This window comes from Aquimarina sp. AD10 (assembly GCF_003443715.1).
GTDB classification, from domain to species: domain Bacteria; phylum Bacteroidota; class Bacteroidia; order Flavobacteriales; family Flavobacteriaceae; genus Aquimarina; species Aquimarina aggregata.
Genome location: NZ_CP031965.1, coordinates 5,516,018 through 5,541,694, shown reverse-complemented (window position 1 = coordinate 5,541,694; position 25,677 = coordinate 5,516,018). Strand labels below are relative to the sequence as shown.

19 protein-coding genes and 1 tRNA gene are annotated in these 25,677 nt (G+C 29.2%); 4 read left to right on the top strand and 16 right to left on the bottom strand.

Annotation, left to right across the window (positions count from 1 at the left end):
- Positions 1 to 25 precede the first annotated feature (25 nt).
- Complete coding sequence (locus D1816_RS23045) at positions 26 to 541, bottom strand: adenine phosphoribosyltransferase (RefSeq protein ID WP_118505884.1); 516 nt, start codon at positions 539 to 541, stop codon at positions 26 to 28.
- 379 nt (positions 542 to 920) lie between these two features.
- On the opposite strand from D1816_RS23045, the gene D1816_RS23040 reads away from it, so the two are divergent.
- Together D1816_RS23040 and D1816_RS23035 are read left to right on the top strand one after the other, a co-directional pair.
- Positions 921 to 2,258: an SPFH domain-containing protein gene (locus D1816_RS23040; protein ID WP_066314209.1), complete on the top strand. Its 1,338-nt coding sequence runs from the start codon at positions 921 to 923 to the stop codon at positions 2,256 to 2,258.
- Positions 2,259 to 2,439: 181 nt separating this feature from the next.
- Positions 2,440 to 2,513: transfer RNA gene (locus D1816_RS23035), tRNA-Arg, on the top strand.
- A 95-nt stretch (positions 2,514 to 2,608) separates the two neighbouring features.
- Here the strand turns inward: D1816_RS23035 and D1816_RS23030 are convergent.
- The 6 genes from D1816_RS23030 to D1816_RS23005 form a co-directional block, all read right to left on the bottom strand.
- Complete coding sequence (locus tag D1816_RS23030; RefSeq protein ID WP_118505883.1) at positions 2,609 to 6,433, bottom strand: NACHT domain-containing NTPase; 3,825 nt, start codon at positions 6,431 to 6,433, stop codon at positions 2,609 to 2,611.
- Positions 6,417 to 6,716 carry a hypothetical protein gene (locus D1816_RS23025; RefSeq protein ID WP_118505882.1) on the bottom strand — a complete coding sequence of 100 codons (300 nt, stop codon included), beginning with the start codon at positions 6,714 to 6,716 and terminating at the stop codon, positions 6,417 to 6,419. Before D1816_RS23025 ends, D1816_RS23030 begins: the two co-directional genes overlap by 17 nt.
- Positions 6,717 to 7,345: 629 nt before the next feature.
- Positions 7,346 to 8,617, bottom strand: coding sequence for a hypothetical protein (locus D1816_RS23020; protein ID WP_147405067.1), 1,272 nt, complete (start codon positions 8,615 to 8,617; stop codon positions 7,346 to 7,348).
- A gap of 31 nt (positions 8,618 to 8,648) precedes the next feature.
- Positions 8,649 to 8,933, bottom strand: a complete 285-nt coding sequence (locus D1816_RS23015) for a helix-turn-helix domain-containing protein (RefSeq protein WP_118505880.1) — start codon at positions 8,931 to 8,933, stop codon at positions 8,649 to 8,651.
- 71 nt (positions 8,934 to 9,004) lie between these two features.
- Positions 9,005 to 9,988: a hypothetical protein gene (locus D1816_RS23010; protein WP_118505879.1), complete on the bottom strand. Its 984-nt coding sequence runs from the start codon at positions 9,986 to 9,988 to the stop codon at positions 9,005 to 9,007.
- Between the two features lie 86 nt (positions 9,989 to 10,074).
- Positions 10,075 to 11,403: a phage integrase SAM-like domain-containing protein gene (locus D1816_RS23005; RefSeq protein WP_118505878.1), complete on the bottom strand. Its 1,329-nt coding sequence runs from the start codon at positions 11,401 to 11,403 to the stop codon at positions 10,075 to 10,077.
- A gap of 301 nt (positions 11,404 to 11,704) precedes the next feature.
- Between D1816_RS23005 and D1816_RS23000 the strand changes: the two genes are divergently transcribed.
- Positions 11,705 to 12,898, top strand: coding sequence for a site-specific integrase (locus D1816_RS23000; protein WP_118505877.1), 1,194 nt, complete (start codon positions 11,705 to 11,707; stop codon positions 12,896 to 12,898).
- 209 nt (positions 12,899 to 13,107) lie between these two features.
- Here the strand turns inward: D1816_RS23000 and D1816_RS22995 are convergent, their stop codons facing one another.
- From D1816_RS22995 to D1816_RS22985, 4 genes are all read right to left on the bottom strand, one after another.
- Positions 13,108 to 14,388 (bottom strand): pentapeptide repeat-containing protein, encoded by a 1,281-nt coding sequence (locus D1816_RS22995; protein ID WP_118505876.1) that lies wholly within the window; start codon positions 14,386 to 14,388, stop codon positions 13,108 to 13,110.
- A gap of 103 nt (positions 14,389 to 14,491) precedes the next feature.
- Positions 14,492 to 14,656 (bottom strand): hypothetical protein, encoded by a 165-nt coding sequence (locus D1816_RS25915; protein ID WP_158597798.1) that lies wholly within the window; start codon positions 14,654 to 14,656, stop codon positions 14,492 to 14,494.
- A 299-nt stretch (positions 14,657 to 14,955) separates the two neighbouring features.
- A complete protein-coding gene (locus D1816_RS22990) occupies positions 14,956 to 16,635 on the bottom strand; it encodes an AAA family ATPase (RefSeq protein ID WP_118505875.1) in 1,680 nt (559 codons plus the stop codon).
- Positions 16,636 to 16,993: 358 nt separating this feature from the next.
- On the bottom strand, positions 16,994 to 17,935 hold the full coding sequence (locus tag D1816_RS22985) for a DUF4062 domain-containing protein (RefSeq protein ID WP_118505874.1): 942 nt from the start codon (positions 17,933 to 17,935) through the stop codon (positions 16,994 to 16,996).
- A gap of 518 nt (positions 17,936 to 18,453) precedes the next feature.
- Here D1816_RS22985 and D1816_RS22980 point away from each other — a divergent pair.
- Entirely contained in the window at positions 18,454 to 19,536 is a 1,083-nt protein-coding gene (locus D1816_RS22980; protein WP_118505873.1) for a hypothetical protein, read from the top strand.
- 289 nt (positions 19,537 to 19,825) lie between these two features.
- Here the strand turns inward: D1816_RS22980 and D1816_RS22975 are convergent, their stop codons facing one another.
- The 5 genes from D1816_RS22975 to D1816_RS22955 all read right to left on the bottom strand — a co-directional run bounded on the left by D1816_RS22975 (position 19,826) and on the right by D1816_RS22955 (position 25,664).
- Positions 19,826 to 20,440, bottom strand: coding sequence for a hypothetical protein (locus D1816_RS22975; RefSeq protein ID WP_118505872.1), 615 nt, complete (start codon positions 20,438 to 20,440; stop codon positions 19,826 to 19,828).
- 104 nt (positions 20,441 to 20,544) lie between these two features.
- Positions 20,545 to 21,441, bottom strand: a complete 897-nt coding sequence (locus D1816_RS22970) for a hypothetical protein (RefSeq protein ID WP_147405085.1) — start codon at positions 21,439 to 21,441, stop codon at positions 20,545 to 20,547.
- A 157-nt stretch (positions 21,442 to 21,598) separates the two neighbouring features.
- On the bottom strand, positions 21,599 to 22,723 hold the full coding sequence (locus D1816_RS22965) for a DUF6236 family protein (RefSeq protein WP_118505870.1): 1,125 nt from the start codon (positions 22,721 to 22,723) through the stop codon (positions 21,599 to 21,601).
- Positions 22,724 to 23,022: 299 nt separating this feature from the next.
- Positions 23,023 to 25,236: a peptidase domain-containing ABC transporter gene (locus D1816_RS22960; protein ID WP_118505869.1), complete on the bottom strand. Its 2,214-nt coding sequence runs from the start codon at positions 25,234 to 25,236 to the stop codon at positions 23,023 to 23,025.
- Positions 25,237 to 25,334: 98 nt separating this feature from the next.
- Entirely contained in the window at positions 25,335 to 25,664 is a 330-nt protein-coding gene (locus D1816_RS22955) for a hypothetical protein (RefSeq protein ID WP_118505868.1), read from the bottom strand.
- Positions 25,665 to 25,677: the final 13 nt, after the last annotated feature.

Below are 25,677 nucleotides of genomic sequence, written 5' to 3'. Positions count from 1 at the left end.
CCTTCACTATATGAGGGCTTCTTTTTTAACTATAAGTTAGTAATGATTGTATAGGAACATCTAATTTATCTTTTCCTTTTAAAAAATCGAGTTGCATAATAAAATTACACTGTACAACTTTACCCCCCAATTCTGTAACCAAATCACATACTGCCTTTGCAGTTCCTCCTGTAGCTAATACATCATCATGGATTAAAACATGCTCTCCCGGCACAATAGCATCGGTATGAATCTCTAAAGTGTCCTCACCATACTCAAGTCCATAACTTATAGATTTTACTGTATACGGTAATTTTCCTTTTTTTCTAACCGGAACAAACCCAGCACCAAGGCGTTCTGCAATCATTGCACCAATTATAAATCCCCTTGATTCTATACCTATCACTTTGTCTATTTTTACATCCTTAGGACAAAAGCTTGCCAATTGATCAGCGCAACTTACTAAAGCCTCATGATTAGCCAATAAAGGAGTAATGTCTTTAAATAAAATTCCAGGTTTAGGAAAATCAGAAATATCTCGAATAAAATCTTGTATGTTCATCGGTCGAAAATAATGAAAATTAAAAAAAGAGCCGAAAAAAACATGAAAATCCCCTTGAAAATAAAAACAACACTAAAAAATCGCCTTCAATTATTACATACATAAACTAAAAACCATATTAAAGTTATATTCATTAACATCTTTCAAGACATCAATATTTCAATTTAAAACAGTATTCATCTTTTTAGTTATAAATGCATAATCAGTTTTGTAGATTTTATTATAAAAGTTTTGCCAATACTTTTTCTTCTGATATATTAAAAAAACAGTAACAAACTAATCTTAATATTCATATCTAAAAACACAGTAATCATGTAAACAAAATTACTTCTTCGGGTAAACAAAAAACAATCATTCAACCTTAAAAAATTTATCTTATATGCTAACAATTATTGGAATTCTGATGATTCTTGTTGGAATTATCATGCTCATTATCAAACCTTTTTTTAAAACTATAAAAGCCTTAAACTGGTTTACAAAACAACGTAATTTCCAGATGATCGGGATCGGTTTTATACTTAGTGTTATCTCTGGTATGTTCTTCTATGCAGAACCAGGTACTGCCTATGCGGTGCAATACCCATGGGGGAGTCAAAAAGCAGTAGTACATCAAGGTATTAATACCAAAATGTGGGGTCGATTAATCCCTATACAATTTGAACTGCCAATCAAATACGTGATCCCTAACAAAAAAGATGGGGAATTAGGAGAACAAAGTAAATATGCTAATGTAGATATTGCAAAGTATTGGGCGTTTAGTGATGCCGTAAAAGCAAGAATTGCAACTTCTGTTGTGATTAGTATCAATACGGCAGACGAGACACAGTTTTTATCGGTTGCCGATCGTAATAAGACAGAAAAAAACTTAATTCGTTCTAGAATTATACCCAATATCGATCAATCTATAAAAAACACTTGTAAACTTATGGATGCACAAGACTATATTTCTGGTCAGGCCTCTGACTTTGATCGATATTTTAAAGATCAATTAGAGAATGGTATGTATGTCTTAGAAGAGTATATCGCAAGTGAACAAAGAGAAATTATTGGTGACAGTACAATAGTTCGAACGGTCGTAAACAAAGATTCTAAACAAAAACGCTATAGAATTAAATATATTAATGGAGAGCCAATACGAGAACATGGAAATTCATTAAAGGCCTATGGTCTTACTGTAGTACAGGCTGTTGTTACAGAAATCGATTGGGAAACTACTTTTGATAAGCGTTTGCAGTTACAAAAAGAAGAGGTAGCACAAACGCAACTAGAAAAACAACAAGCAGAACGACAGTTTTATCGTGCTCAAAAAGAAATTGCAAAAGGTGAAGCTGAAAAAGCAACAGAACGTGCACGACTTGAAAAAGAGCAAATCCAAAAAACTATTGAAGCTGAAACCAAAGCCAAAGTAGCCGAATTTAATCTTATCGAGGAACGTAAAAATTATGAGGTAGCACAGTTTAAAGCAAAAACACAAAAGACCATGGCAGATGCACAGTCTTATGAAAATGCAAAATTAGTAAATGCTGGATTAACTCCTCAAGAGCGAGCAGAGTGGGAATATAAAACTTCGGTTAACATTGCCCGGGAACTTAAAGAGCTTAAACTACCAGAAATTTACATCCAAGATGGTGGTAAAAAAGATAGTAATGGTAATTTATTGCAATCCTTGATTGGCGCAGATTTAGCAAAAAAAATGATGACAGGTCAAAGTCAATAAATCATAAAGCTAACTAAAAGACTATAATACAAAATGTTATAGTTAATGTACCTAGCTACTCTAATTAGGTGATCAGAACTTATTTTTCTACACTTAATGAGTAGCTTTTTTTTAGTTCTCAAAAAAATTATATAAATGTTGTTAGCAATATAAAAAACCGTTATATTTGCACCCGCAAAACGGCCTCGTAGCATAACTGAATAGTGCACTTGATTACGGCTCAAGAGGTTGCAGGTTTGAATCCTGCCGAGGTCACTAAGCAAAAACGCAATAAACTTATTTTTAGTTTGTTGCGTTTTTTTATACTCTTTTCTAGTCCATATTAAGTCCTAAATTAAATATTTAAATTATTACAATAATTCACTAATACAACTAAAAGCTTCCTCAAATTCATAAGGATCGGACTTTGAAAAATAATAATTATAATTCACTTCATCTATTAACATGTTAACATGAAACAAATCATTATCTTCAGCAATTAATCGATCTTTTATACCATTAAGAATCTGCATAACTCTATTGTACTCTATATCACCCTTACGAACAATATTAATAAGATATTCAGATAAGAAAGCTTTATAACTGCTTCGCTCAAAATCATCAAAATCTGTTTGATGAATTATTTCAAATAATTGCCGAATCATATTATAATCTTCAATAATATTATAATTCTCAAAATTAAACGATCTAATTGAAAGTATCTCCTCATCCCTATCCATTACATCAATTATATATCGAATAGCTTCAATTCTATTAGACAAAAACAAAACTTGTAATGCATTTGTATTATGAATCTCACCTTCCAATCCCAAATATTCAATCGATCGATCGACACAAAAGTCCTGCTCTTTATTCAAGTCCATCAAAATATTAATAGCTGACCAATGAGACTGACTGTTAATATCCTCACATCGTTCAATTAGCAGAGCTATATCATCAGTAAGCTGTACAAATTTCTCTAATTTTTCGCTTTCATGAGAAGACAAGTTATCATTTAAAAAGTATGTCCTTATTATGGGATAAACATCCACCAACTGATAATCCAAAGCATACCCCACATGCTTTGTAAACGACCAAGAAAAAAGCTCCCTATTATTTAGGTTAAAGATGATTCTCTCATTAAACAATTCATCACTGTTAATTTTACTTTTTAGATAATCATAATGTTCAATAAGTGTCTTATCTCCATCTTCATTTATAAACAAATCAAATTCTATACATCCTAGTAAAAATTCAATTGATAGGTCAAAACCTAATAAATCTTGAAAAAAGAAAATGGTTTCTATTTTAAGGCTATTGTTATTATTGGAGGTATATGATCTGCCCCCATTAAATACAGTTATAACATCATCAAAGTCGAAATCTTCAACTTCACCAAAAGACCATTTTTCAACACTCTTTTTTTGTTCATTAGATAACTGAAATTCCCAATTATGACTTTTACAATTTTGTATAAAACGCTTTAACTCGTAAAACCTCACAAAATCTTCCTCAAGATTTTCTCTTATCATATCAAAATTCAAAGCATTATTACCAGATGGTAAGAATTCTCGAATGAACGATAATGGAGTATCAACCATTACACTTCCAAAACCATTTTCCTCATACCATTCATGTTCTATTTCCAAAAACACTTCCCAATTAATAGAATCCTCATTTTCTAAAAAAACAGCTTGAATTCTCTCTAATAACTCCTTAGTGTCAAAAATAACATTTAAGTTTTCTTGAACAGTATCCAAAAAAAAGTCCTGTTGCTGTTCTCTTTGTTCACTAGTAAACAATACTTCTGAAAAATTAATTCCATTCTTAGCCATTTTCTTCTCAAAAAGTAAAGCTAATCTATCAGTATTGGTATTTGCAATTCTATTTCTAAACCCCTCAATCTCTTCTTTATTTATACCCTTTTTAATAAATTCACTAATAACAAAATCCAAACTATTCTCTTCAAGAATTCGAGCTATTAAAATTAAAACCTCATTAACCTCATAGTTAGTTACTAAATGCCTAATTACCATATCATTAGTCTGTGTACTATTTATAATATGAAAAAGCAAATCACGATGAGTATGAAACCTAAGCACATCATTAATTTCATCAAGTAAGGTTATTAAAAACTGTTGATCCTGATTAATAAAATAAATACATCTTTCCGAAATTTTACCTACTTGATCATTTATACTTCGATAACCAATATCATTATTAAAATAATGAGATACAACAAGTAAAAAATTATCTGCTGAATCAAACCTAAAAATTAATTTTTCTACTTTATACTTATTCCCCCTCATAACATCATCATTATCATTTCTAGGAACTAAATGATGAACTCTTTTAAATTCTTCGTAAATGTATTCAGCAAATTCATCTATATCATCTCTATTTTCAATTAATGAAATTAAGGATGAATTAATCTGTTTGTTAGCTTCACCTTCAAAAATGTCAAATATTTCATTTATTAAATCTCGATTGTTTAGATAAAAAGATTTTGCTTTGACATAACTCATGATTTGACACTTAATCGCAATTTCCAAATCAACAAGATTAAGTTGATTTATTATGTATTCTCGAATTTCATTACGTCTATCCATAGGAATTCTAAAATCAGGCAAGAGCATTAATGCCGAATACCTAACCCTGAAATGATATTCTGTATCTTGTGCTATTTCATATAAATATTGGAAATTTTCTGTTGTATCAGCAAATCTAGCTATCCTATCAAGCTCAAACTTTCTTCTGGAATCAATCCATAATGTTTTATCGATACATTCTTTTCTGAAATAAGCTTGAAAAACCATTACTCTTGTATCATCATTTATTCTATCATAATCAGCCCTAAACAGTAATTCTGGCTCATTTTCTGTTAACCAATTAACTAAATCAGAACATTTTTTAGAATTCTTTGGTAAAAGATTTATCAGAAAAGTAATTGTATTAAATAGTAACGGATGAGTCTTTCCCGTTTTTTCGATTTGAATAAAATCAATTATGAAGTTGAAATTTCGCATTGACAATTTTGAAGCTGCGAAATATTCCTGTACATTTTTGTGTTCAAAATACCATAGATCAGAATTAATATACTTATCCATCAAAGGGTTCTTCTTAAACTCTTTGAAATCGTTTGTATTATTGTTCAGTATTGTATAGATGTCATCATCACTGAAAGTGTTTCTTCTCATTAATTCATTAATTAACGAAATTGACTTAGAATGAGTTTTAATTAATGGAATATTAAGTTTTCTCCTAATCAACTTAAAACCTGCATCTCTAGCCAATCTTTTATCTATATATTCCTTCCAAATTTCAGCAGTATTCGTTGGAATTTTTCCTTTGACATTTATAAAACTTGCAATGATTTCAATTTGCAATGGATTTTTAAGAAAATTACTAATAAAACTCTTCACAGAATTCTTATCCAAATTATTCTTACAACTTTCCTGTAATAGCTCAAAACCCTCTTCAAATCGAAATTCACGTAAAAATAATTTATGAAAACCAACAATCCTCTTAACTATATCTTCGTAAACATTTGTTCTACAACTTACTATAAACCTATGTTTTATATCATATCCTTGTAAATTAGTTATAAAACTCTCCAGCTTAGATATAAAATCATGAATATCAGATATTTCATCAATTCCATCAAAAATAAAAATCACATTATCCAACAAAGCCCAGTTTAAACCAATGTATGCTTCTAAAGTATCTTGAGCTGTAAAGTTTTTTAAATTCTTATATATTGGAATTAACAGTTCATCTTCATTCCATAACATAGCTGCCAATCTTTCTAACTCTGTAGTTTTACCTAAACCCGGATTACCAAGAATTAAAACTTTGTCTCTTTTAATTATTTCATCTTTAAGTTTTACCTCATCTTCTCTTTCATGAAAAGAATAGTCAAAACTTGTATCAGATTGATCATTATTATAATAAAAAGTACGGTCAATATATCTAGAATCTATTTTGGAGTTACCAATAAACTTTTTTCGATCAACAGATTTAATTTGTTTTTTTGTAATCCTACTTTTAGAAAGATCTTTAGCCAAGTCCATCTGAGAAGTAAAAATTAATTTCTCAATAATAATGACATTAGAATTATAAAGACCTTTAATATAGATTCCTCTCCTGCTAATATAAATTCCTTTTCTATGAAAAAACTCTTTAACCTTTCCTATCATTCCCTCTTTTAATCTTCACTCTTGAATCATCTTGAATGTCTTCAACATGTATAATAGACTCATCTTCAGATGACACATCAATGTCCACCTGAGATTTGGAAACAGTTTTAACAGTTGTAAAAGGAAGTTTTTTTTCAAAATATAGTAACAATAAAGCTATTATCTGTCCAACTATTACAATTATCGGTTCTATTTCAGGAGAGTCATTTTTAACCCAAACAATAGCAAGAATTAAAACAATAGCATTCAATACAAATAATGCAGTTTTTAAATTTTTATTCATAAAAAGACAATTTACTCATCCCCTTCTAAAGGAATGAAATTTATTAAGCTTTAATCTAATAAAAAAACAACATCCTATAGCTATATTCCCCAAAATTTTTGGTAATAAGTATAAAATTTGCGGTAAAACCTACTTTGGCTAATTTTTCACGTAATGGAAGATATCAATGAAAGCACATACATTCATAAAATGATTTCTAGCTAACCTAGTCTAACAGATCTTATTTAGCAGAAACATTTCCTTTAGTATTCCTCTTAAATTAATGAACTCTTATTGCATAATATCATCTATATTATTTCTTTTTTAGCTGATGTGAGCACACGTGTTCCATATAGAAATATATCCCAAATTCATTGATTTCTTCACATACCCAATTATACAAGTCCTTTATAGTTATACTCAACACAAAAATATTTTTAAACAAATAATTTTGACAACCTCAGAAGTTGTTAAACATAATACCCTTTAAAAAAAATAATGTCTGGTTATAAACTCGAAACAGTATACTCTTTATTAAATAAACACAAGGAAAAACAAAAACGTTAAAAAGATGCGTATGGGGTATCTTTTCTAGGTGTTTTCAGGAGATTTTTGACTTTTTTTCTATTCTTTAGAATCACGAATAGAAACTACATAAATTCTACCCCCTTTACAGAAGCCAAAGATAAAGGACGTATCCCTAAGACTCCGAACATATTTAATTGACCTTTTTTATATTTATTATTTCGGCTTCTTATATAATTACGTTTAATATCACGGATATGATGTGCTATCTCTCTAATCTCCTCTTCCGAGGATGAATTCGACCATCTTCGGGTTAAATACTTTTCCTTAACCTTTGTATACAATTTAGGATAATACTTCCGATAATACCTCAACCCTGTATGTGACAAAGTTATGCTATCATTTTTCTGCATTGATATATCTAGCCCTGTTACGAAACAATACTTTTTAGTCTCACTAAAAATCAGTCTTTTAGGGGTATCTTTTATTACATTATAGACAAGTTGTAAATTAGGACACCCCATCGCAAGATCATTAATTTTGCACTTTATAGTTTCTAAGATTTTTTGCTTATAATTCTGAGAGTAATTCTTAGTAAGCCATCTTAACACCTTTCGATGTTTTTTAAATGTTGAAGAGCTTCTATTTTCCAATAAATCCAACCAATACAAAGGGTTTCTATAATTCGCCAATCTTACAGTATTATGAATTATCGATGAATCGTAAAACAATATATTTTCCCACTCTTTTATTAAAATATTTGTGAAATTTTTAAACCCATAGTTGACCAAATCTTTTAATGTAAAGATCTTTTCTCTATGGATTTTTTGCATTCTTGTATACTTAATTTCAAACCTTAAAATCTCTTTATCGATACCATATTGAAGAGATTTATTATAGATTTTGATAATATACTGCTCATACTTAACCTGTCTATATTTACCTTCATCCGTATTATGGGTATAACATAAAGGATTTGTTTTATGTAAAAAGCAATGATCTAAGACCGTATTAACTGGTATGGGAGGTATAATATTAACCCCTATCTCCAAATTCTTTAAAATGCATAATTTAGGATCAATATCAAACCTTTTTTCTAAATCTTGCACTACAGCAAAAAACATCTCCTTAGTAAGATCATTATAGTTATGCTCTCCATCGTTCCAGTATTTATGTAAGCTTCCCATAACATAAATACTACCAGAATCGTATATTCTAAATTCTAACCCCTTGTAATCGGCATATTTGTAAGGAGTTTTTCTTTTCCCATTTCGATTAATAGTTCTAACTTCTCCTGTTACAAGGTTGATATCTCTATAATAAAACTCCAGATAAGGGTTCTCTTCTAAAACAAAACGTACAACTCCTTTTATTTGCATTTTCACAAAATCAATCACTTGACCTACTTTAGATACTTAGCAGATTATACTAGCTAAGCTTTATAAGTGACTCCTCTATTTCTTGTCTCTTATAGTAGACACGACCACCAATACCATAAGCTTTCAACTTACCTTTCTTAGTCCAATTATGAACAGTAGACAAGTCAACTTTGAGCATTTCGGAAACCTCAGATCGTGTAAGATATTTTGTAGGCTCTTTTGGTTGGAAAGATTTTTTCAACTCTTCAAACTCCAATTTTATTCCTTGTAGATATAAACTTTGTAATTGTTCTGGAGTTATACTTATTAACTGTATAAATGATTCACTTTTCATTGTAATTTGTTTTTTTTGATTACAATGCAAATATTTATGTGAAGCATTTCATTTTTCTTATAGCAAACGTTTCATTTCATTTCATTTTGTAGATCATTAAAAGAAATTTCCAAATTTGGTAAAGTGATATTGATAGTATCTTCTGCTTTATGATTCTTTTGGAAAATTTTTGAGATCCTAATACCGTACTTTTTTTCTACAAATTCTTTGTAATCATCTTGACGGCAATCTGGGCTAAGATAGTTATGGAGTTTAAAATAGTGATATAAGATAGAAGCCTTGGTTTTATCTTTAATCTTTAGTTCTTCCATGCAAAAATGGAACAGAAAGTAAGTTCTGTTTGTATCATCAGCAAAAATTAAAGGAAACGGATTAATTTGTTCATTCTTATTTTCTTCTTTTGTTACGGAAACCTGTTTTTCTACAACAAGACTTTTTTTGCTTTCAGATATATAATCAATATGTGGTGTATTATACTTTGTACCAAATCTATAGTCTTGTTCTCGGAGTTGATTAATCAATATATTCATTTTGTTCTCCTGTTCATTATATGAAAGGCATCTAAAGTCCTCTATAGATTTCATTACACTTTCTCTGGTCAGGATATCGCTTACCAAGGATAAATTATGATATACCTTTCTTCCTTTTACTTGAACAGATAATTCGGGAATCCAACAACCTATACCTTTTGAAAAAAAGCACATTAACTCATATTTCATTAATATAGAATATGATACTGCAATTATCTTAACCCTATCTGTAAAAAAATGATCCGATGAAAAACATTTACCATCCAAAATATGTCTAATTACATGTTCATCTTTTAAGAGTCCCGCATTTTTTTGAAGAGCAATAATATCTTGTAATAAAGTTTCACTACTAATATAACTTATGATATTTGCTATAAAAAAAGGTATGCTATCTATTCTAACATCTTCTTTATGATCAGGAGAAAGCACATACTGAATTATAAAATTTATCTCATCATTGGTTATATCCACCAATGGGTTATCTATATCATAACATTCTTTATCAATAACACTATTGTTCTTCATAGAACCAAATATCACCTATCTCTATTGAATAAGTATTAAATATAAGGAATTATTATAGACAAAGCTCTTGGATTAAAAACCTATAATTAACCGGAAACATTTTTAATGAGTTTTAGATGAGGTTTTCTACCTTCTTTTACTGCTAGTTTTCGCATCTCTTTTGCCAACGACAAAGCATTTTGCGTTCCTTTTTTACCAACGTAACGCAAAAACTGTTCTTCGGATGCATGTCCTGTTGCAGCTATCAACAATGCCGTATTTATTTTACCATAGTAATTTGTAGCATATGACCTTCTCCCTATGTGTGTACTAACCGCCTTATATTTGGGCACTTCTTTTTCCTCATACCTATTGGTTAAAGGATTCCTTAGATTTGCGGTTACTGTATTTTTAATATTAGCTAAGCGACATACATCTTTTATAAGTCTATTATAGATGGTTTTATTACTCTCTGTGTTTTCTGAAAAGACAGGAGGAAACTCTCCTCCCCTTTTGTTTAAAATGTCAACCACCTCATCACTCAAGAAAATATAAATCGGTTCATCAGTTTTCTTTTGTCTAATATCTAGAAACTTCTCTCCATCCATTTCCACAATACTGTCTTTGCTAAACCTCAAAAAATCCGAAACCCTCTGTGCGGTATAACAAGATATCACTAACCAATCTCTAGCAATATCAAGCTTTTCATCTTCTAGATCTGAATCTATTATTTTTTGTATTTCATCAAAATCCAAATGTATATGCTCTACCTTTTTGTACTTTAAACCTTTAGTTATTAAATCTAATTCTGGATGAGCAATAACACCGTTCTCTTTAGCATGATTACAAACAGTCTTGATAACTTTTAATGTTTTTACTTTTGTATTGTGGGCATATCCATTTTTATCACACCATTTCTGGATAGCTATACTTAATTTTTTATTAACATCCTGAATATAGACGATTCCATAGTCTTTTTGAAAATCGCCCATTCTAGATCTAAAGACTTTAAGTTTTTTAATGGTAGAAGATTCTAAAGAGGATCTCTTAAAATCTATATAATAATCAAAATACTCAACCAAATTACTAGGAACAGAATCTACCTCTTTATCAGGATTTATAACACTTTTTAGCCATTTACTATTTATCTCTTCATATTCTTTGCGATTGTTAAGTAAGTTTGTAAGATGTATTCTGAGACTATCCAAATCCTCTTGCAGCTTAATTAACGGATCATTTTTCTCTTGTATTTCCTTTTTTACAGAAGCATCAGCCCCAGATGGTTTTTTAAAGAGTTTTACTTTACCCTTAGAAAAGTTTTCATGGTTAACCTTAAAACCAGTTTTTGCTTTTGCATCAATTTCTACACCTTCCCTAATACGAACATATATGGGGGCAGGGGCTTTTTTGGATTGGATAAAGAAAGTAATTGCCATCTCCTTTATATTTTACGAGGTATACAAATATCATAAATCTAGTCCATATTATGACCATTTTTAGTCCATTATTTTAAATCTCATTAAATACACAAGGATTAAAAAAACCTTAAACCCCTTATAAATATGCTTATTTATTAATATTTAAATGTTTAATAAGAGTAATTAAAAATATTATTTGTGATCCTGCCGAGGTCACAAAGTCTAATAAAGACATAAAAATAAAAGCGAGTATTGTACATAATATTATGTACAATACTCGCTTTTAGCGTTTTATACATGTTACATAAAATAAAGCCTCATGGAGTTAATGAATCAAAATTCTGTATTTGTCCCACAATTTGACCCACAGAAAATGAATGGGAAGTTAACATACAAAGTAATCATCAAAAGTGATTATGTACGCAACGATGGAACCTGTGCCCTATACCTCCAGGTATATTTAAATAGCAGAAAAAGAATTCCTTTAGATATCTCTGTTAAACTAGATCAATTTGATAAGAAGAAACAACGTATCAATAAAAAGTGTAAGAACTATAAGGACTACAATTTGATAATCGAAAAAAGACTTGCCGACATTAATAAAATAGAAGTTAATTATAGATTGAACAATCAGGCTCTCACATTAAACCGATTGATGGAAGAACTTGAAAATCCAAGTTTAAGAATTGACTACATTGCTTTTGCCAAAAGAATACTAGAGGAACAAAGAGGAGTATTAAAACATTCAACTTATAGACAACAAAAAGGAGCTCTATCAAAAATAGAGCAATTCAAATCTCCGTTGTATTTCTATGAAATAAATGAGCAGTTTTTGATTGATTTTAGATCTTGGATGAAAAACTCTGAAAAAAACAAACCCGCTACAATAGAGGGAACAATTAAAAATTTCAAAAAATACCTGCATGCAGCTAACAAAAAAGGAGTTAATACTGAATTAAAATTCGACGATATTTCTGTTAAAAAAATGGTAGGTGATCGTACATTTTTATTACCAGAAGAATTAAAGATTTTAGTAAAATATCGAGATAGTGAATTTGTCACAAAGTCTCATAAAAACATATTAAGTAGATTTCTGTTTAGCTGTTTTACTGGCCTAAGAATAAGCGATATTGAGTCAATTACTGAAGAAAATTTCATTGGTGATCATTTAGCCTTTACAATGCAAAAAACATCTAAATTTATTCGAATAAAACTAAATCAATATGCCAATCAAATGATTGCATTTCCAACCCTATGGGAAGGGAAATATACTCGTGAGCATATCAACCGAGAGTTAAAAACTATCGCCAGACAATTAGGAATCAAGAAAAATCTTCATTTTCATTGTTCCAGGCATACTTTTGCAACCAATTTTTTAATTAGTGGTGGTCGTGTAGAAAACCTTCAAAAATTACTTGGACATTCAGAAATAAAAGAAACTATGATATATGTGCATATTGTAGAACAAATCATGGACGATCAAATCGATTTAATCAATAATCTTTTTAAATAAAATTAGTTAAGTTTTCAGTTTTTTCTGTATTTCTATATTTTTAAATGACTTTAGCATATACATAGCTAAATATCAAATTTTTATAATATTACAAAAAAAATACAGTTTTCTGGATATATTTCACATCTAATCAAACACAATAATAAAACACTGGTTATAATATATTTAACAAAATAATGCTGTTTTATATTTTTGTATTACACTTATTCTTAACCATTGATACCGATATCCCAATATAATTTTTGTAAACTGCGAGGAATACCAACATGAAGTTCACTTAAATAAAATATTCTAAATTCTATTTCATATTTTAATTGAAAAATTCTTTCAGAAATATCTATTCTTGTATTGTCAAGAATTTCTGACTTCCATCTTTCTATGTATTCGTCGTTATGAAAGTCACCTATAGATTGGATTAAATTCACAATTTCAAAATCTTCATACTCTTCATTTTTATGTCTTTTAACAAAACTATCAAAGACTAATTTAAATTTTTTAGGTTGTGTAGATTCTATATAATTTAATATTTTATCCAATTGTTGATTTTTATCTACTAAACCGTCTAAAATAGAATCCATACTTCCAAAATTTTTATGAACGAAACCTGTTCTATCATTAACATATGGGAAATTTGAACAGAATATGATGGCGTTTAATTCATTATATAAATTCCGAAAGTCAGTTGCAGATGGGTCGTCAAATCTTCTATTGTATAGATTGGAATTTTTCATCAAACAATTTAAGAATATAGTGCCTCCAAACTGATTGCCTTGATGGAAATTAGTGTTAATGAAATTACATCCAATAAAAATGGTATTCTTTTTTTTTGGGTATTCTTTTTTAGAATTAAAATGTAATATTTTATTATTTTTAATAGAAGTAAATTTTTGTGATATAGATTCAAAATTTAAATAAAATTTACAATTATTAAAACTACTTCCTTTAAAACTAACTTCACTAAAAATTGACCCTCTAAAATCAGTATCTATAAAGTCTATATTTTCTAACTTAGAATAACGTATTTTCGCATTTCTCAGGTTTAAACTTGAAATAATTATTCTATCATTCGGGTTTATTCTTCTTTTTAATTTGATGTATGATAATAGTGCTTCAATCACTTGATTTTTAGAATATTTTTCTTCATTATTATACATTATTTCCCGCTGAACCTGAATGTCACTATTTAAAATCTGATTTTGAAAAAATTTATTCTGATCTTTAATTAGACTATTCTGATCTGATAATAATTCTGTCTGAATCATCATAAAAATTATAGTTGCTAGTGTAAGGCCACCACCCGTGGTAGTAGCAAGTATAGCTGGCGAAAATAACAATCTCCATATAATTGCTTTAGTTGTTGCTAACCTGCGTGGATCATCCTTCGTGTATTGTCTCCTTTTTAGATAATTAGAAACTATTCTTATTGGACGATGTTCTTGCTCAATAAGTTCCTTCTCAAGATCCGTTATTCTTTTTTGCAATTCCTCCATGTTATAATTAGTATATTTAATATCAATGATAGATAATGTTGAAAATAAAAAATATAGGTTTTAATAGAAGAAAGAATGTGTCTTTTTTTCTAACCATTGCCTGTCAAAAACCAAACAAAAATACACTTAAAAATATTGCTCCTCCAATGAAACATAATAATGATAAAAACAACATTATTTTATAACCATTATCAACCCTACCAACAGTTTCTTTTACAGTAAACTCTTCAACTTTACCATCAATTAAATCCTGTAATTTACTACTCATCCTATCGTATCCAGATATTAATAATATATAAGCAATTAAAAGAGTAAGTATGCTGATAAAAAACAGCAATATTGATATTTTTGAGTTAGTTAATGACGCACAACGTTAAATACATGGCAAATTGGGCAGAAAACAAGGAGTTGTTTTCTGTATAACCACAAGCCAAATCTTTTGTATTTTGTTTTAATTTTTCTTTTTTAATACCAAATCAAAAGATTTGGCGACTTCACAAATAGATAACAAGCTTTGGATTAAACACTAATCGCCCAATTTACTATATATAGTGTTGGGGATAGTACTTATTTATTCCAATCTTTTATTACATCTATTAATTCATTTAATCTCTGTTTTAAATCCAAAACATCTATGGAATCTGCGTCTATATATTCAGAAATCTCTGAAGAATAGATTGTCTTATTTAAGTTATATTTTAGTTTTATTTTATCACTCGCGTTTAGTATGTTTTCTTCTAGCTTTGTGTTTTTATCATTACTTATTTCGAATTGATACTTATGCTTTTCTTTTAGCCAAACCGATAATATTTTGTCAGATAAATAATTTTCAATTTCTCTGCCTTTTGTTATCCAACATCTATTTTCTCCAATTTCATCTTGAATTCTAATTTTTGTTTCGTTAAGCTTAGTGTTTATCATTTTACCATCTCTATCTATTACTACGTAAGCATTGTGATTTATTTTTAAAAGAGGAATAACTTCTTTTTTTAACCATTCGAAATCAAAAGACAAATTGGATAGCAATCGACCTCCATAAAACATTATTACATAGTTTAAACCTTCTTGTAATTCTGGTGAGAGAATCTCAATCCATTTGTTTATAAAATGTCTATCACTTGGTCCTTCTACCCAAATGATTCCATTACTTTGAAGAATGTCACTTGCTTTTAAGCCTAAATCATTTAAAATATGCTTTGTGCCACTATATGATAAAACTGTTTTTGTTATTGATTTATCACCATCATTTGATACGTGAATTAGTTGAGAATTTTTGTCTGTTCCAAATGAATCTATTACAACATTTGAATGTGTAGTAAGGAAAAAATACGTAGAATGTTTCTTTGAATATATTTTTATATAATTATATAAGCGTCTTTGTAATGATGGATGTAAATTATTTTCTAGTTCCTCAAAAGCAAATACATAAGAACTTGGGTTCTTGTTTTCAATTTGTGGTCTGACAATTAAGTTAAGTAAGACTAGTAAGACAGTTTTTATTCCACTTCCCATTTTTGAAAGAGAGATTCTTTTTTGATTCGCATCTTCGAAGAATAATTCCCATTTATTTTGGTCATCTAATTGGACTAAAATTCTGGTAAAACATATGTCAGGATTAATTATGATATTAAGTTCTTCAAGTAGCTCTTTTTCAATTAAGCTACTGTTTTTATCAGTTTTATTCAATATTTGTTGAATAGTATTAGTTGCTCCAATACCATTAGAAGAGAATTTTAATTCGGCATTTGATTGCTCAGGATTAACATCTCTTTCGGCTGAAATATTACAAAATGATTTACCTGTAAAAGGAAATTCTACACTATCAGCCAAACCATTAATCATTTGTTGAGCTTGGTTAACAAATTCAGCATCTAAGCTCACAAAAGATTTTTGATTTTCACCTGTATATCGGTAAGTGTACTTTTTTCCTATAAATCGTTTTCCATATTCAAAAAAATTTCTTGCAGGTATTCCGCCACCACTTCTTCCTGAAAGAAAAACCCGAGAGATATTTGATTCGTTCAAGGTGTGTTCAATTAAAATTTCAGGAGCTTTAGAATCTCTTCCTGTTTTTTTAAAAGTATCATTACTATCAATTAAAAATTGAATTAAGTCGATTAGACTGCTTTTTCCTGAATTGTTTTTTCCAATTATTAAATTAATCGGTAGTATTTTATCGAATCCGCCACCTTCAATAGAATCAAAGCATTTGTAATTTTTAACAATTATATTATTGTTGATTGTCATTTTGTTTATTGATTAATTCTTGCGGTTCTTTTGCATTCTGACTAACGTAAAAATAATTTACTGTTTATCAATATTTTACATTTATTTATTTTTCTGCTCATTTTTACGTTCGCATACATACTGAAGACTTTTTTGAAGTCTATGAGGGATTACACCCAACGGACTTGTGTATGAAAAGTAGCGTGTAAAAAGACACGAACTTTTCGAATTAACACAGAGCCGAATTTTTATATTTTGTTTTTAACTTATCAATCTTAAAAGACAAATTTAAAAATTTGGTGGTCTTCGCAAATTGGTAAAGACCTATCGATTTAGCACTTAATAGCTATGTTTTATACACCGTGTTAGCAGTAGATTTTTAGAAAGGTAATTCATCGTATTCCTCTCTTTTCGTAATAATATATTCATCTATCCAATCAGATTTTTTAATGAATTTTAACTTATCTTCTTGGTCAAATAATTCTCTCGAAATTCCTAAAGTCAATTTCTCTCCTCTAAACTCTCTTTCCCACATCCAATACTTATCTGTATCATCAATACCTGCAAAATTTTTGGCTCGCACTAATTGGTCAACGTCCATCATTTCTTCAATATAAATAGGGTAATCTATTTTTAATTTTTCTCTTAATTCACCTACAAGCGGATGATTTATCATTAAAATTCGATTTACTTCCTCGGCATTCTCTTTATTTTGCTCACTTAGAAAATTGACAAGTTGATTTAACGTTTTAGAGGTGTTTTCTAATTTTGAAGCAAGGTTTACTTCTTTGAATCGCGATTGATTTTGTAAAAATCTTTGAAATAAACCTGCAAATTGTTCTTGTAAGTAGTGAAGAATATCTGCACTTGTTTCAAAACCTTTGATATTATTATTTGATGGTAAAGATTTTATTTCTTCAATGAACTTATAAACTCTAATATCGTCCACGTGTCTAAAGGATATATCCTTGTCTTTGTTCAAAAGATACGTTTCGTATTCAGCCAGAACATTTTTTTCAATAAAAATATAAACTTGTTTACTTTCTTCTTGGGCTATTTTTAATTCAAGATTTGAAATTGATTTTTCACTTCGTTTTGACTCAGACCCAAATCGACCACCTATTATTGATACAAGAATATCAATGTTTTTTATTTCCTTATAGCAATATTCTTCCAAAGCTTCTTCTTTACCATACGGAATATCTCCTTCTTCATTACGAATAGGTTCATAACCTAAATTCTCTATAAATTGATCAAGTTCCGCTCTGATATATTTTAAATCATAAAATGTGGAACTTAGAAATATTCTTGGTTTTGCCATAGTTTTTTTAATTTACTGCTAACAATTCGCTATGTTCACTAGTGAACATATTTTCATTATTAAAGTATACATACATCGTGATAATTAAATTATATATATACTTTTTTAGTATTTACAACCGTGAATATATTTACATTTATTTTCACTTTTTTACGGTAATCCGCAATCATCAAAAAAACAAACCCCAACTCAAAAAGTCAGGGCTTACTCAACAATAAAAAATGCACACTTTTACAGCGAACGAACAATCAATTTATTTTTTGGTCGTTGTTTAGATGGTATAGGCTCTTCAAGTATCACTTCATCATCATTAATGAGTTTTTGATGATAGATACTATATTTTAACATTGGTACCTCATTATAGCGATTCTTACGAGGTCACAACAAGACAATTTTTACCAAAGCGAGACAATATTGTCTCGCTTTTTTGTTGATTATTATTACTTTTATATTCAGGAAATAAAGGATATATATCCTTTATACAATTGTTCTACTCAATACAAAACCTGAATACCTAAATGAAAATTAAACGTTTTTTCACTTCCTCTCTTTTGCTATTTATATGTATATCATTAAATGCACAAAATGAGAGAAACCCATCCGAAAAATATAAAGATGCCTATAAAAAATATATTAATTTCACTTGTCCAATACCCCAAGATAGTATTCGACATTTTGTGTATTTTTCAAGAGATAGAGAATTAATTACAAAACATCCATTATTATTCATACCTCGGTTTCAAGGAGCACAGATAATGTATTCTTGGAAAGAATTAGAACCTAAAAAAGGGCAATACGATTTTTCTATAATTAAAGAAGATATAGCCTATCTAAAAAAGTATGGAAAAAAACTTTTTATTCAGTTACAAGATGTCACATTTGATAAAAGATATAAAGCTGTTCCAAATTATTTGTTGACTAATGAATATGATGGAGGTGCAGTTTTTCAATATAATGATGATGGAGAACCCGAAGGCTGGACAGCTAAAAGATGGAATAAAAAAGTTCAAGAACGTTTTGCAATATTACTTATGGCATTAGGAAATGAGTTTAATAAGGAAATAGAAGGAATTAATCTTCAGGAGACAGCTATTGGAGTTAGTAGTAAAACAGATCCTAGTTTTACCGAAGCAAATTATCTTAAGGGAATTAAAAATAATATGTTAGCAGTTAAAAAAGCATTTCCAAATGTAACAACGATGATATACGCTAATTTTATTCCTGGAGAATGGCTACCATTTGACGACAAAGGATATTTAAAAAGCATTTACAAATATGGAGAAGACATTGGTGTTGGACTTGGTGGACCTGATTTAATGGTTACTAGAAAAGGACAGCTGAATCATGCTCTTGCACAAATGCACGAAGGAAAATTCACAGTTCCTCTTGGAATTGCGATTCAAGACGGAAATTATATTAGTAAAACGGGGGCTGATAAAGATTATGAAGAAAATAAAGACAACGGTAAAAAGGATAGAAGAAATTTTGTTCCAATGCTAAATTCTTTTGCAAAATATTTTTTGAAGGTTAATTATATGTTTTGGGCAAATCAAAAACCTTACTTTGAAGAAGATGTTATTCCTTGCTTTTCGAATGAATAGGATAAGAAGCACAGGGTACAAAACCATTATTTTTTATTCTCTCCAAAAGTTACATAAGAGTCAAAATATTTTCAGGCAGAATAGTCTTAGCAAGCTTTCATTAAGGCTTTATACTCTTTTACATGATTAAAAACACTATCTAAATAATCAGTTAAAAAGTTCGAACTTTGTATCATTGGGATCACAACAAGTATAAATATGTATTTTTTTTAAAAACCAAGAATGCTTTTACTATACTAGTAAAAAGACTAAGGATAACTGGGGCTTGTGCGCAATATTAGTATAGGTTTTATTCTTTCATTTTTTCATATCTGGCAATAAGCTTACTCTCAATCCAATCATTTTCTGAGAAGTCATAAATATTAAAATCAAACATAATTTCAAATTCAATATTATTAATTCTATTTATTTTGAAATTGTTAATATTAAAAAACTCAAATTGATTAAAAGGGTCAGCTTCTATTTCAATGTTACTATTTATTAGCTTATAAATAAATCCAGTCGACATTTTTTGATATTCCATATTCATTTTAACAAAGTTATTATTTCCTTGATAAATTGAATCTATTCGTTGAATTGGAAATCGAATATCTAAAAATTGGGTAGTATTATTTGATTGATATCTAGTAGGTCTAGCTTCAGCAAAATTATGCCTCAATTCGTTATTATAGGCATAATTTATTATCTCTCCGTTATAAGAAATATAATTTGATTTAATTTCTTGAAGGTAATTATTAGACTTTAAGCCATCGTTGTTTAAATCAACAGGAATAATACTAGAAATGGACTTAATTTTATAAAACCCTTTAAAATCATTTATTTTAATTTCTTCATCACTACTATTACATGCTATCATTATTACACTCAAAAAGACAAGAACAACTTTATTTACATATTTTTTCATAATCTAATTTTTATCCCTTTTTATTAAAACTTAGTAACGGCTCTTATATGATGCATCTGTATCCCGAAGGATGCATAACACTATACAAATTTTTATAAGCTTGTTTATTTTTCAGATTCCAGTTTTTCCAGTCTCGATTGTAGTTCAAGAAGTTTTTTATTTAGTAATTTTACTTCTTTATTTTCTTTTTTAAGACTTTCAATTTCTTTCTGTTGTTGAATTGTATATAGGGTCAATTCTTCGATTTTTTGAAGTAATTTAGAATCCATTTCACCAAGATAAATCCCATTTTTTTCCACCTCTTTTGCGCTAGGAATGTCTTTTAAATGTCCATTTTCTTTTATATGACTTTCCACTTCTTGAAGTGTTGGTAGTTTATAATCCCTAAAAAACACAAAATCAGACCATCCAGTTTCTACTTTGATTTCTTTTGCTCTGATTTTTCCATTAACAGCTAATTTCCATTCTGAGTTAGATGTCCCAATACCAACATTTCCATTATTATTAATAATTAAATCGCTTCCGTGGTTATTAGTTCTAAATACTAATCTATTTGTAGAATGTTCATATTGCATTCCTCCAACATAATCATCTTCAGCATCAGAAAAACCAAAGTAGGCTGTTTTATTATTTGGAGTTAATATGGATATCATTGAATGGTCAGAACCCTCCACTGTTAATGCTGAAAAGCCGTGTGGATTACCCCCAGATATTCCTCTGTAAAGGTGAAACTTACTTTTAGGATTAGACGTTCCAATTCCAACATTACCATTTCGCGAGATTTTGATTCTTTCTTTACCTTCTGTATAAAAGTTTAGTCCAAAGTATCCTGACAAACCAACATAATGATATCCCGTTCCACTTATTCGTGACATACCATAATGTGCTACTGAATTACCTGATACATCAAAAGCGTCATTTATGTTAAATCCAATTTTTGTTTGTGCATTAAGTCCTAAATTCAATACTAGTAATGTAATAAATAATACTCTTTTCTTCATTTCCATTTTATTTATAAATAATTTACATTATTAAGTACCTTATTCTTCTAAAATGTTACCCCTAAATTTGGAAAATAATTACAACAGCAAGTATACCAAGCGTAGCGTCCCACAGGGTGTTATGATTTGTTATACAGTGTTATCTGCTGGCTTTTGATTAATATATTCTATTCGTTAATGCTTTTCTAAAATCTTCTTTATTCAATTCTTTTTCCGCTGATACAAGATATGAGTATGGATTTTCTCTTAGCATTGTCTTTTTTGCTTCATTATATGATATTGCAGATGTCACAATTGAAATACCAATACCTGCAAACAAAGCTTGCGGAATGGTAACGCCTAAAAGGTAAGGTAGCAATGCTCCTGTTCCCGTTTTAAAGAAAGCTACCTTCATTACGTGGTCATTTATCCATTTTAGTTTAAAACCATCTAGTGCTTTTTTAAAATTATTATATGATGGCTCAAACTCATTTGTGTAAATATCCTTTATGTTCTGCTGTAAAGTTTCAAATGGAATGTCATCAGGAATATCACTTACAAGCTTCTCAAGATTAATGCGAAATAATCCTAATTCATCTTTGTGTTTCCTTTTAAACTTAATAATATCTTCTGTTTTAGTATCAGGTGAAAATCTAATACCTTTTAAAATAAGATTAGATAAAATTCCTTGGCTCAAATGCAATGTTGTATTTTCATTTCTATCATAATCCCATTGCCTTGATCTACCTACGATTTTTCTTTGATTATCTAATTTGGCCTTGTCTGTTAATTTGGAAGCGATTGAATTGTCTGTCAATAAGACCAGCCTTTCTCTTTCACAAATTTTATTTGCAAGTAGTGTCATATAGAATCCTACAAACACACTATTAACTTCGAGCCATCCATTTCGATGAATTTGATCCTCTAATAAAACTTTTATTGCATAAGGTAGTTTTTCACGGTGTATTCTTGAAAATTTTTTAAGTTCTCTCGGTAATTTTTCCACATGAATTGAAGAACCGTTATCACGTCCACTTACCAAAAAATCAAATCCTTCATTTGTTTCAAGAAAATTTGTGACATCAGAAGCTAAGTCTCGAACTGCATTGTGGTCAGGATTTACAAAATGCGGTGTTAATAATCCTTCATCATTCAGGATTTTAGAAACCCTATTCTTATATGGCGTGTTAATAGATTCAGGAACAATCGTTTGAATGTTATCCCAAAATAACACTGCCGACTTTGCCCAATCAGAATTTTGAATATCAATAGTTGGATAATATAATGCTTTTGTAAATCCCATTTATTTTTTTTAGCGTTTTCAGATAACAATTCACTATGTTTACTAGAAACATATTTTTAGTATTTACATCCGTGAATATATTTACATTTATTTTTACTTCTTTACGGCAAACCACAATCCTGTAAAAAAATCCCCAACTAAAAATAGTCAGGGATATTCTACAATAAAAAACACATCATTTTTATTGCAAACGAATGATCAATTTATTTTTAAGGCTTTGTTTTAACAGCATTGTTTACTCTGGTCTTTACTCTTCATCATAGTTGCTATATTCATTGATACTCCTCTCTTACACTCTTTTAAGAGCCAAGCTCTAATTGGTTTTTCACCAAACTATAATAATCCCCTTTGGTACTTACCAGTTCTTGATGATTGCCATATTCTACAATGCCGCCTTTCTTTAAAACGATAATTTGATCTGCATTTTTTACCGTTGATAGCCTATGTGCGATGATCACTACTGTTCTATTCTTAAAAAAACCTTGTAAATTATCGTGAATTATTTTTTCGTTTTCTGCATCTAGGGCACTAGTAGCTTCATCAAAAAATATGTACCTCGGATTTTTATATATAGCTCTGGCAATAAGGATTCTTTGTTGCTGTCCTCCAGAAATGCCATTGCCAGCCGCTCCTATTTTTGTTTTTAATTTTAATGGCAGAGATTCTATATACTCTTCTATATTGGCTATTTTAAGTGCATAAGCAAGCTTTTTATAATCTATATCGGTGTCTCCTGTAGCGATGTTTCTTTCTATAGTATCAGAAAAAATGTAACCATCTTGCATGACTACTCCGCAGTTTTCTCTTATACTTTTTGGAGATAGGTCGAGTATATTTGTATCATTAAAAAATATCTTACCATTATTAGGATTATAAAAACGTAATAACAATTTCATTAGCGTAGTTTTACCACTACCACTAGCTCCTACAATTGCCGTTACCTTTCCTTCGGGAATACATAGGTTTACGTTTTCTAAAATATTTGGTGCTATTGCTGTTCCGTATTTAAAACTAACATTTACTAATCGTATCCCCTTTTTTATGCCATTTTCTTTTATCGCTTCTATATTTTGAAGCTTTTTTTGATCGTCTTGTTCTTCTGTTGGGTGATTTTGGACTTCGTTTAATCGTTCTAAACTTAATTTGGCATCTTGCAAAGAGCGAAAGAAACTAATTAACTGATCAATTGGTGAGTTCATTTGCCCTATTATATAAGACACACTTAATAATGCTCCTAAAGTCATCTTACCTTCGACCACAAAAGTTGCTGCTAAAAAGGTTACAATTATATTTTTTAATTGATTAATAAATTCGAAACCAGAAATTTGTATTTGGTTTATTCTAAGAATCCTGATATTAAGGTTAAACAGTTTTTTTTGAATTTTTTCCCATTCTAATCGTTTAAAATCTTCAAATTGGTTGATTTTCATTTCTGTTACACCATTGATGATTTCATAAATAGATTCCTGATCTTGACTTCTTTGTTGAAATCTATAATAATCTAACCGTTTACGTTTTTTGAGCCAAAAGAAGGACCACATAACAGATATTACTGTTAAAAAAAGGTAGACAACAAATATTTTGTAATCATAATATATAAACACTCCAAAAAACACAACAAAAGTTATAATCGAGAAGAACGTGGTTAAACTTTGAGAGGTTAAAAACTCTTCTATTCGTTCGTTATCCTGTATTCTTTGTATAAAATCTCCTTTCTTTTTTGTATCAAAAAACTTAATGGGAAGTTTTAAAATGTTTTTTATAAAATCTGAAATAATAGTAATACTCAAATTTGTTCCAATGTAGAGCATTAACCAGTTTCTAAAAATATCTATAGTAATAGTTCCTAAAAACACACCCAACTGAGCCGAAAGAATTATAAAGATAAAATCAATATCCTTAGCATTAACTCCTTTATCGATCAACATTTGCGTTAAAAAAGGAAAAATTAGGGTTAAACCACTACCAAACAGTAATAACAAAAACATATAGGTTAGCTGTTTGCGATATGGGGTAAGAAAGCTTAAAATATATTTAATTGATATTTCTTCTTTTTCGACAACTTCTTTTTCATAAAACTCTTCTCTCGGTATTAAAAATAAAATTATTCCGTCTTCGTCTTCAGAGTACCAAGATTCTAAAAACTTTTGTTCTGAAAGTTTAATTAAGCCATGTGCAGGATCTGCAATATGGTAATAGTATTTATTGGTAAATATATTTTTAGAGACTCTTCTTAATACTACAAAATGGTTTTGATTCCAATGAAGAATAGCAGGAAAATAATCTTTTCGTCCTTTAAGTTCTTCGATATTTAATTTGGTCGCTATAGCATCAAACCCGATATCATTTCCTGCTTCTCTTATTCCATTTAAAGACACACCTTCTCGAGTAATCGAAGAATTTTCTTTTAAATACTTTAAAGGATAATTTTTTCCATGACTACTGGCAACCATACTTAGACAAGCAGGTCCACAATCCATATTATCATGCTGATGCGTGAATTGAAAAGACATAAAAATATATTTTAGATGAAATTATGAGTTATTAATTATCAGAAACATAATCCTAATTATGGTATACTCTTTAGTATAAATTTGAATGTAATACCGGTTTAACTATTAATAATGTTTGATACATCTTTAACAATAGTATTTAATTTTGTTACCAGTTCTTTTGTAATACCAGTATCGTTTTTGGTACTCTTCAACTTTATTTTTATTGATTGATCATTTAAGATTATACTAACCCCATAAGGATTTTCGATAGTTATGTTTATGTTGGTGTCGTCTGCTTTAGGCACGCCTATCGCATTTTCTAAATAAGAAACTATTTCTTCTTTTTTATTTTTCTTGAAAGTAGAAGTGAATACAAATTTTTTATTTGTACTAACTAACTTTACATTGGCTCCGTCATTCTTAGCCGAAATACTAAAACTAATCATAGGATTTTCTTTT

What these genes read in the sequence shown, in the direction of transcription:
- D1816_RS22975 (WP_118505872.1), bottom strand. Translation starts at nt 20,440, where the DNA reads ATGAAAAAATATGTAAATAAAGTTGTTCTTGTCTTTTTGAGTGTAATA.
- D1816_RS22995 (WP_118505876.1), bottom strand. Translation starts at nt 14,388, where the DNA reads ATGGAGGAATTGCAAAAAAGAATAACGGATCTTGAGAAGGAACTTATT.
- D1816_RS25915 (WP_158597798.1), bottom strand. Translation starts at nt 14,656, where the DNA reads ATGAGTAGTAAATTACAGGATTTAATTGATGGTAAAGTTGAAGAGTTT.
- D1816_RS22990 (WP_118505875.1), bottom strand. Translation starts at nt 16,635, where the DNA reads ATGACAATCAACAATAATATAATTGTTAAAAATTACAAATGCTTTGAT.
- D1816_RS23030 (WP_118505883.1), bottom strand. Translation starts at nt 6,433, where the DNA reads ATGATAGGAAAGGTTAAAGAGTTTTTTCATAGAAAAGGAATTTATATT.
- D1816_RS22960 (WP_118505869.1), bottom strand. Translation starts at nt 25,236, where the DNA reads ATGTCTTTTCAATTCACGCATCAGCATGATAATATGGATTGTGGACCT.
- D1816_RS22980 (WP_118505873.1), top strand. Translation starts at nt 18,454, where the DNA reads ATGAAAATTAAACGTTTTTTCACTTCCTCTCTTTTGCTATTTATATGT.
- D1816_RS23000 (WP_118505877.1), top strand. Translation starts at nt 11,705, where the DNA reads ATGGAGTTAATGAATCAAAATTCTGTATTTGTCCCACAATTTGACCCA.
- D1816_RS23010 (WP_118505879.1), bottom strand. Translation starts at nt 9,988, where the DNA reads ATGAAGAACAATAGTGTTATTGATAAAGAATGTTATGATATAGATAAC.
- D1816_RS22955 (WP_118505868.1), bottom strand. Translation starts at nt 25,664, where the DNA reads ATGATTAGTTTTAGTATTTCGGCTAAGAATGACGGAGCCAATGTAAAG.
- D1816_RS22965 (WP_118505870.1), bottom strand. Translation starts at nt 22,723, where the DNA reads ATGGGATTTACAAAAGCATTATATTATCCAACTATTGATATTCAAAAT.
- D1816_RS22985 (WP_118505874.1), bottom strand. Translation starts at nt 17,935, where the DNA reads ATGGCAAAACCAAGAATATTTCTAAGTTCCACATTTTATGATTTAAAA.
- D1816_RS23040 (WP_066314209.1), top strand. Translation starts at nt 921, where the DNA reads ATGCTAACAATTATTGGAATTCTGATGATTCTTGTTGGAATTATCATG.
- D1816_RS23015 (WP_118505880.1), bottom strand. Translation starts at nt 8,933, where the DNA reads ATGAAAAGTGAATCATTTATACAGTTAATAAGTATAACTCCAGAACAA.
- D1816_RS23025 (WP_118505882.1), bottom strand. Translation starts at nt 6,716, where the DNA reads ATGAATAAAAATTTAAAAACTGCATTATTTGTATTGAATGCTATTGTT.
- D1816_RS23045 (WP_118505884.1), bottom strand. Translation starts at nt 541, where the DNA reads ATGAACATACAAGATTTTATTCGAGATATTTCTGATTTTCCTAAACCT.
- D1816_RS23005 (WP_118505878.1), bottom strand. Translation starts at nt 11,403, where the DNA reads ATGGCAATTACTTTCTTTATCCAATCCAAAAAAGCCCCTGCCCCCATA.
- D1816_RS22970 (WP_147405085.1), bottom strand. Translation starts at nt 21,441, where the DNA reads ATGAAGAAAAGAGTATTATTTATTACATTACTAGTATTGAATTTAGGA.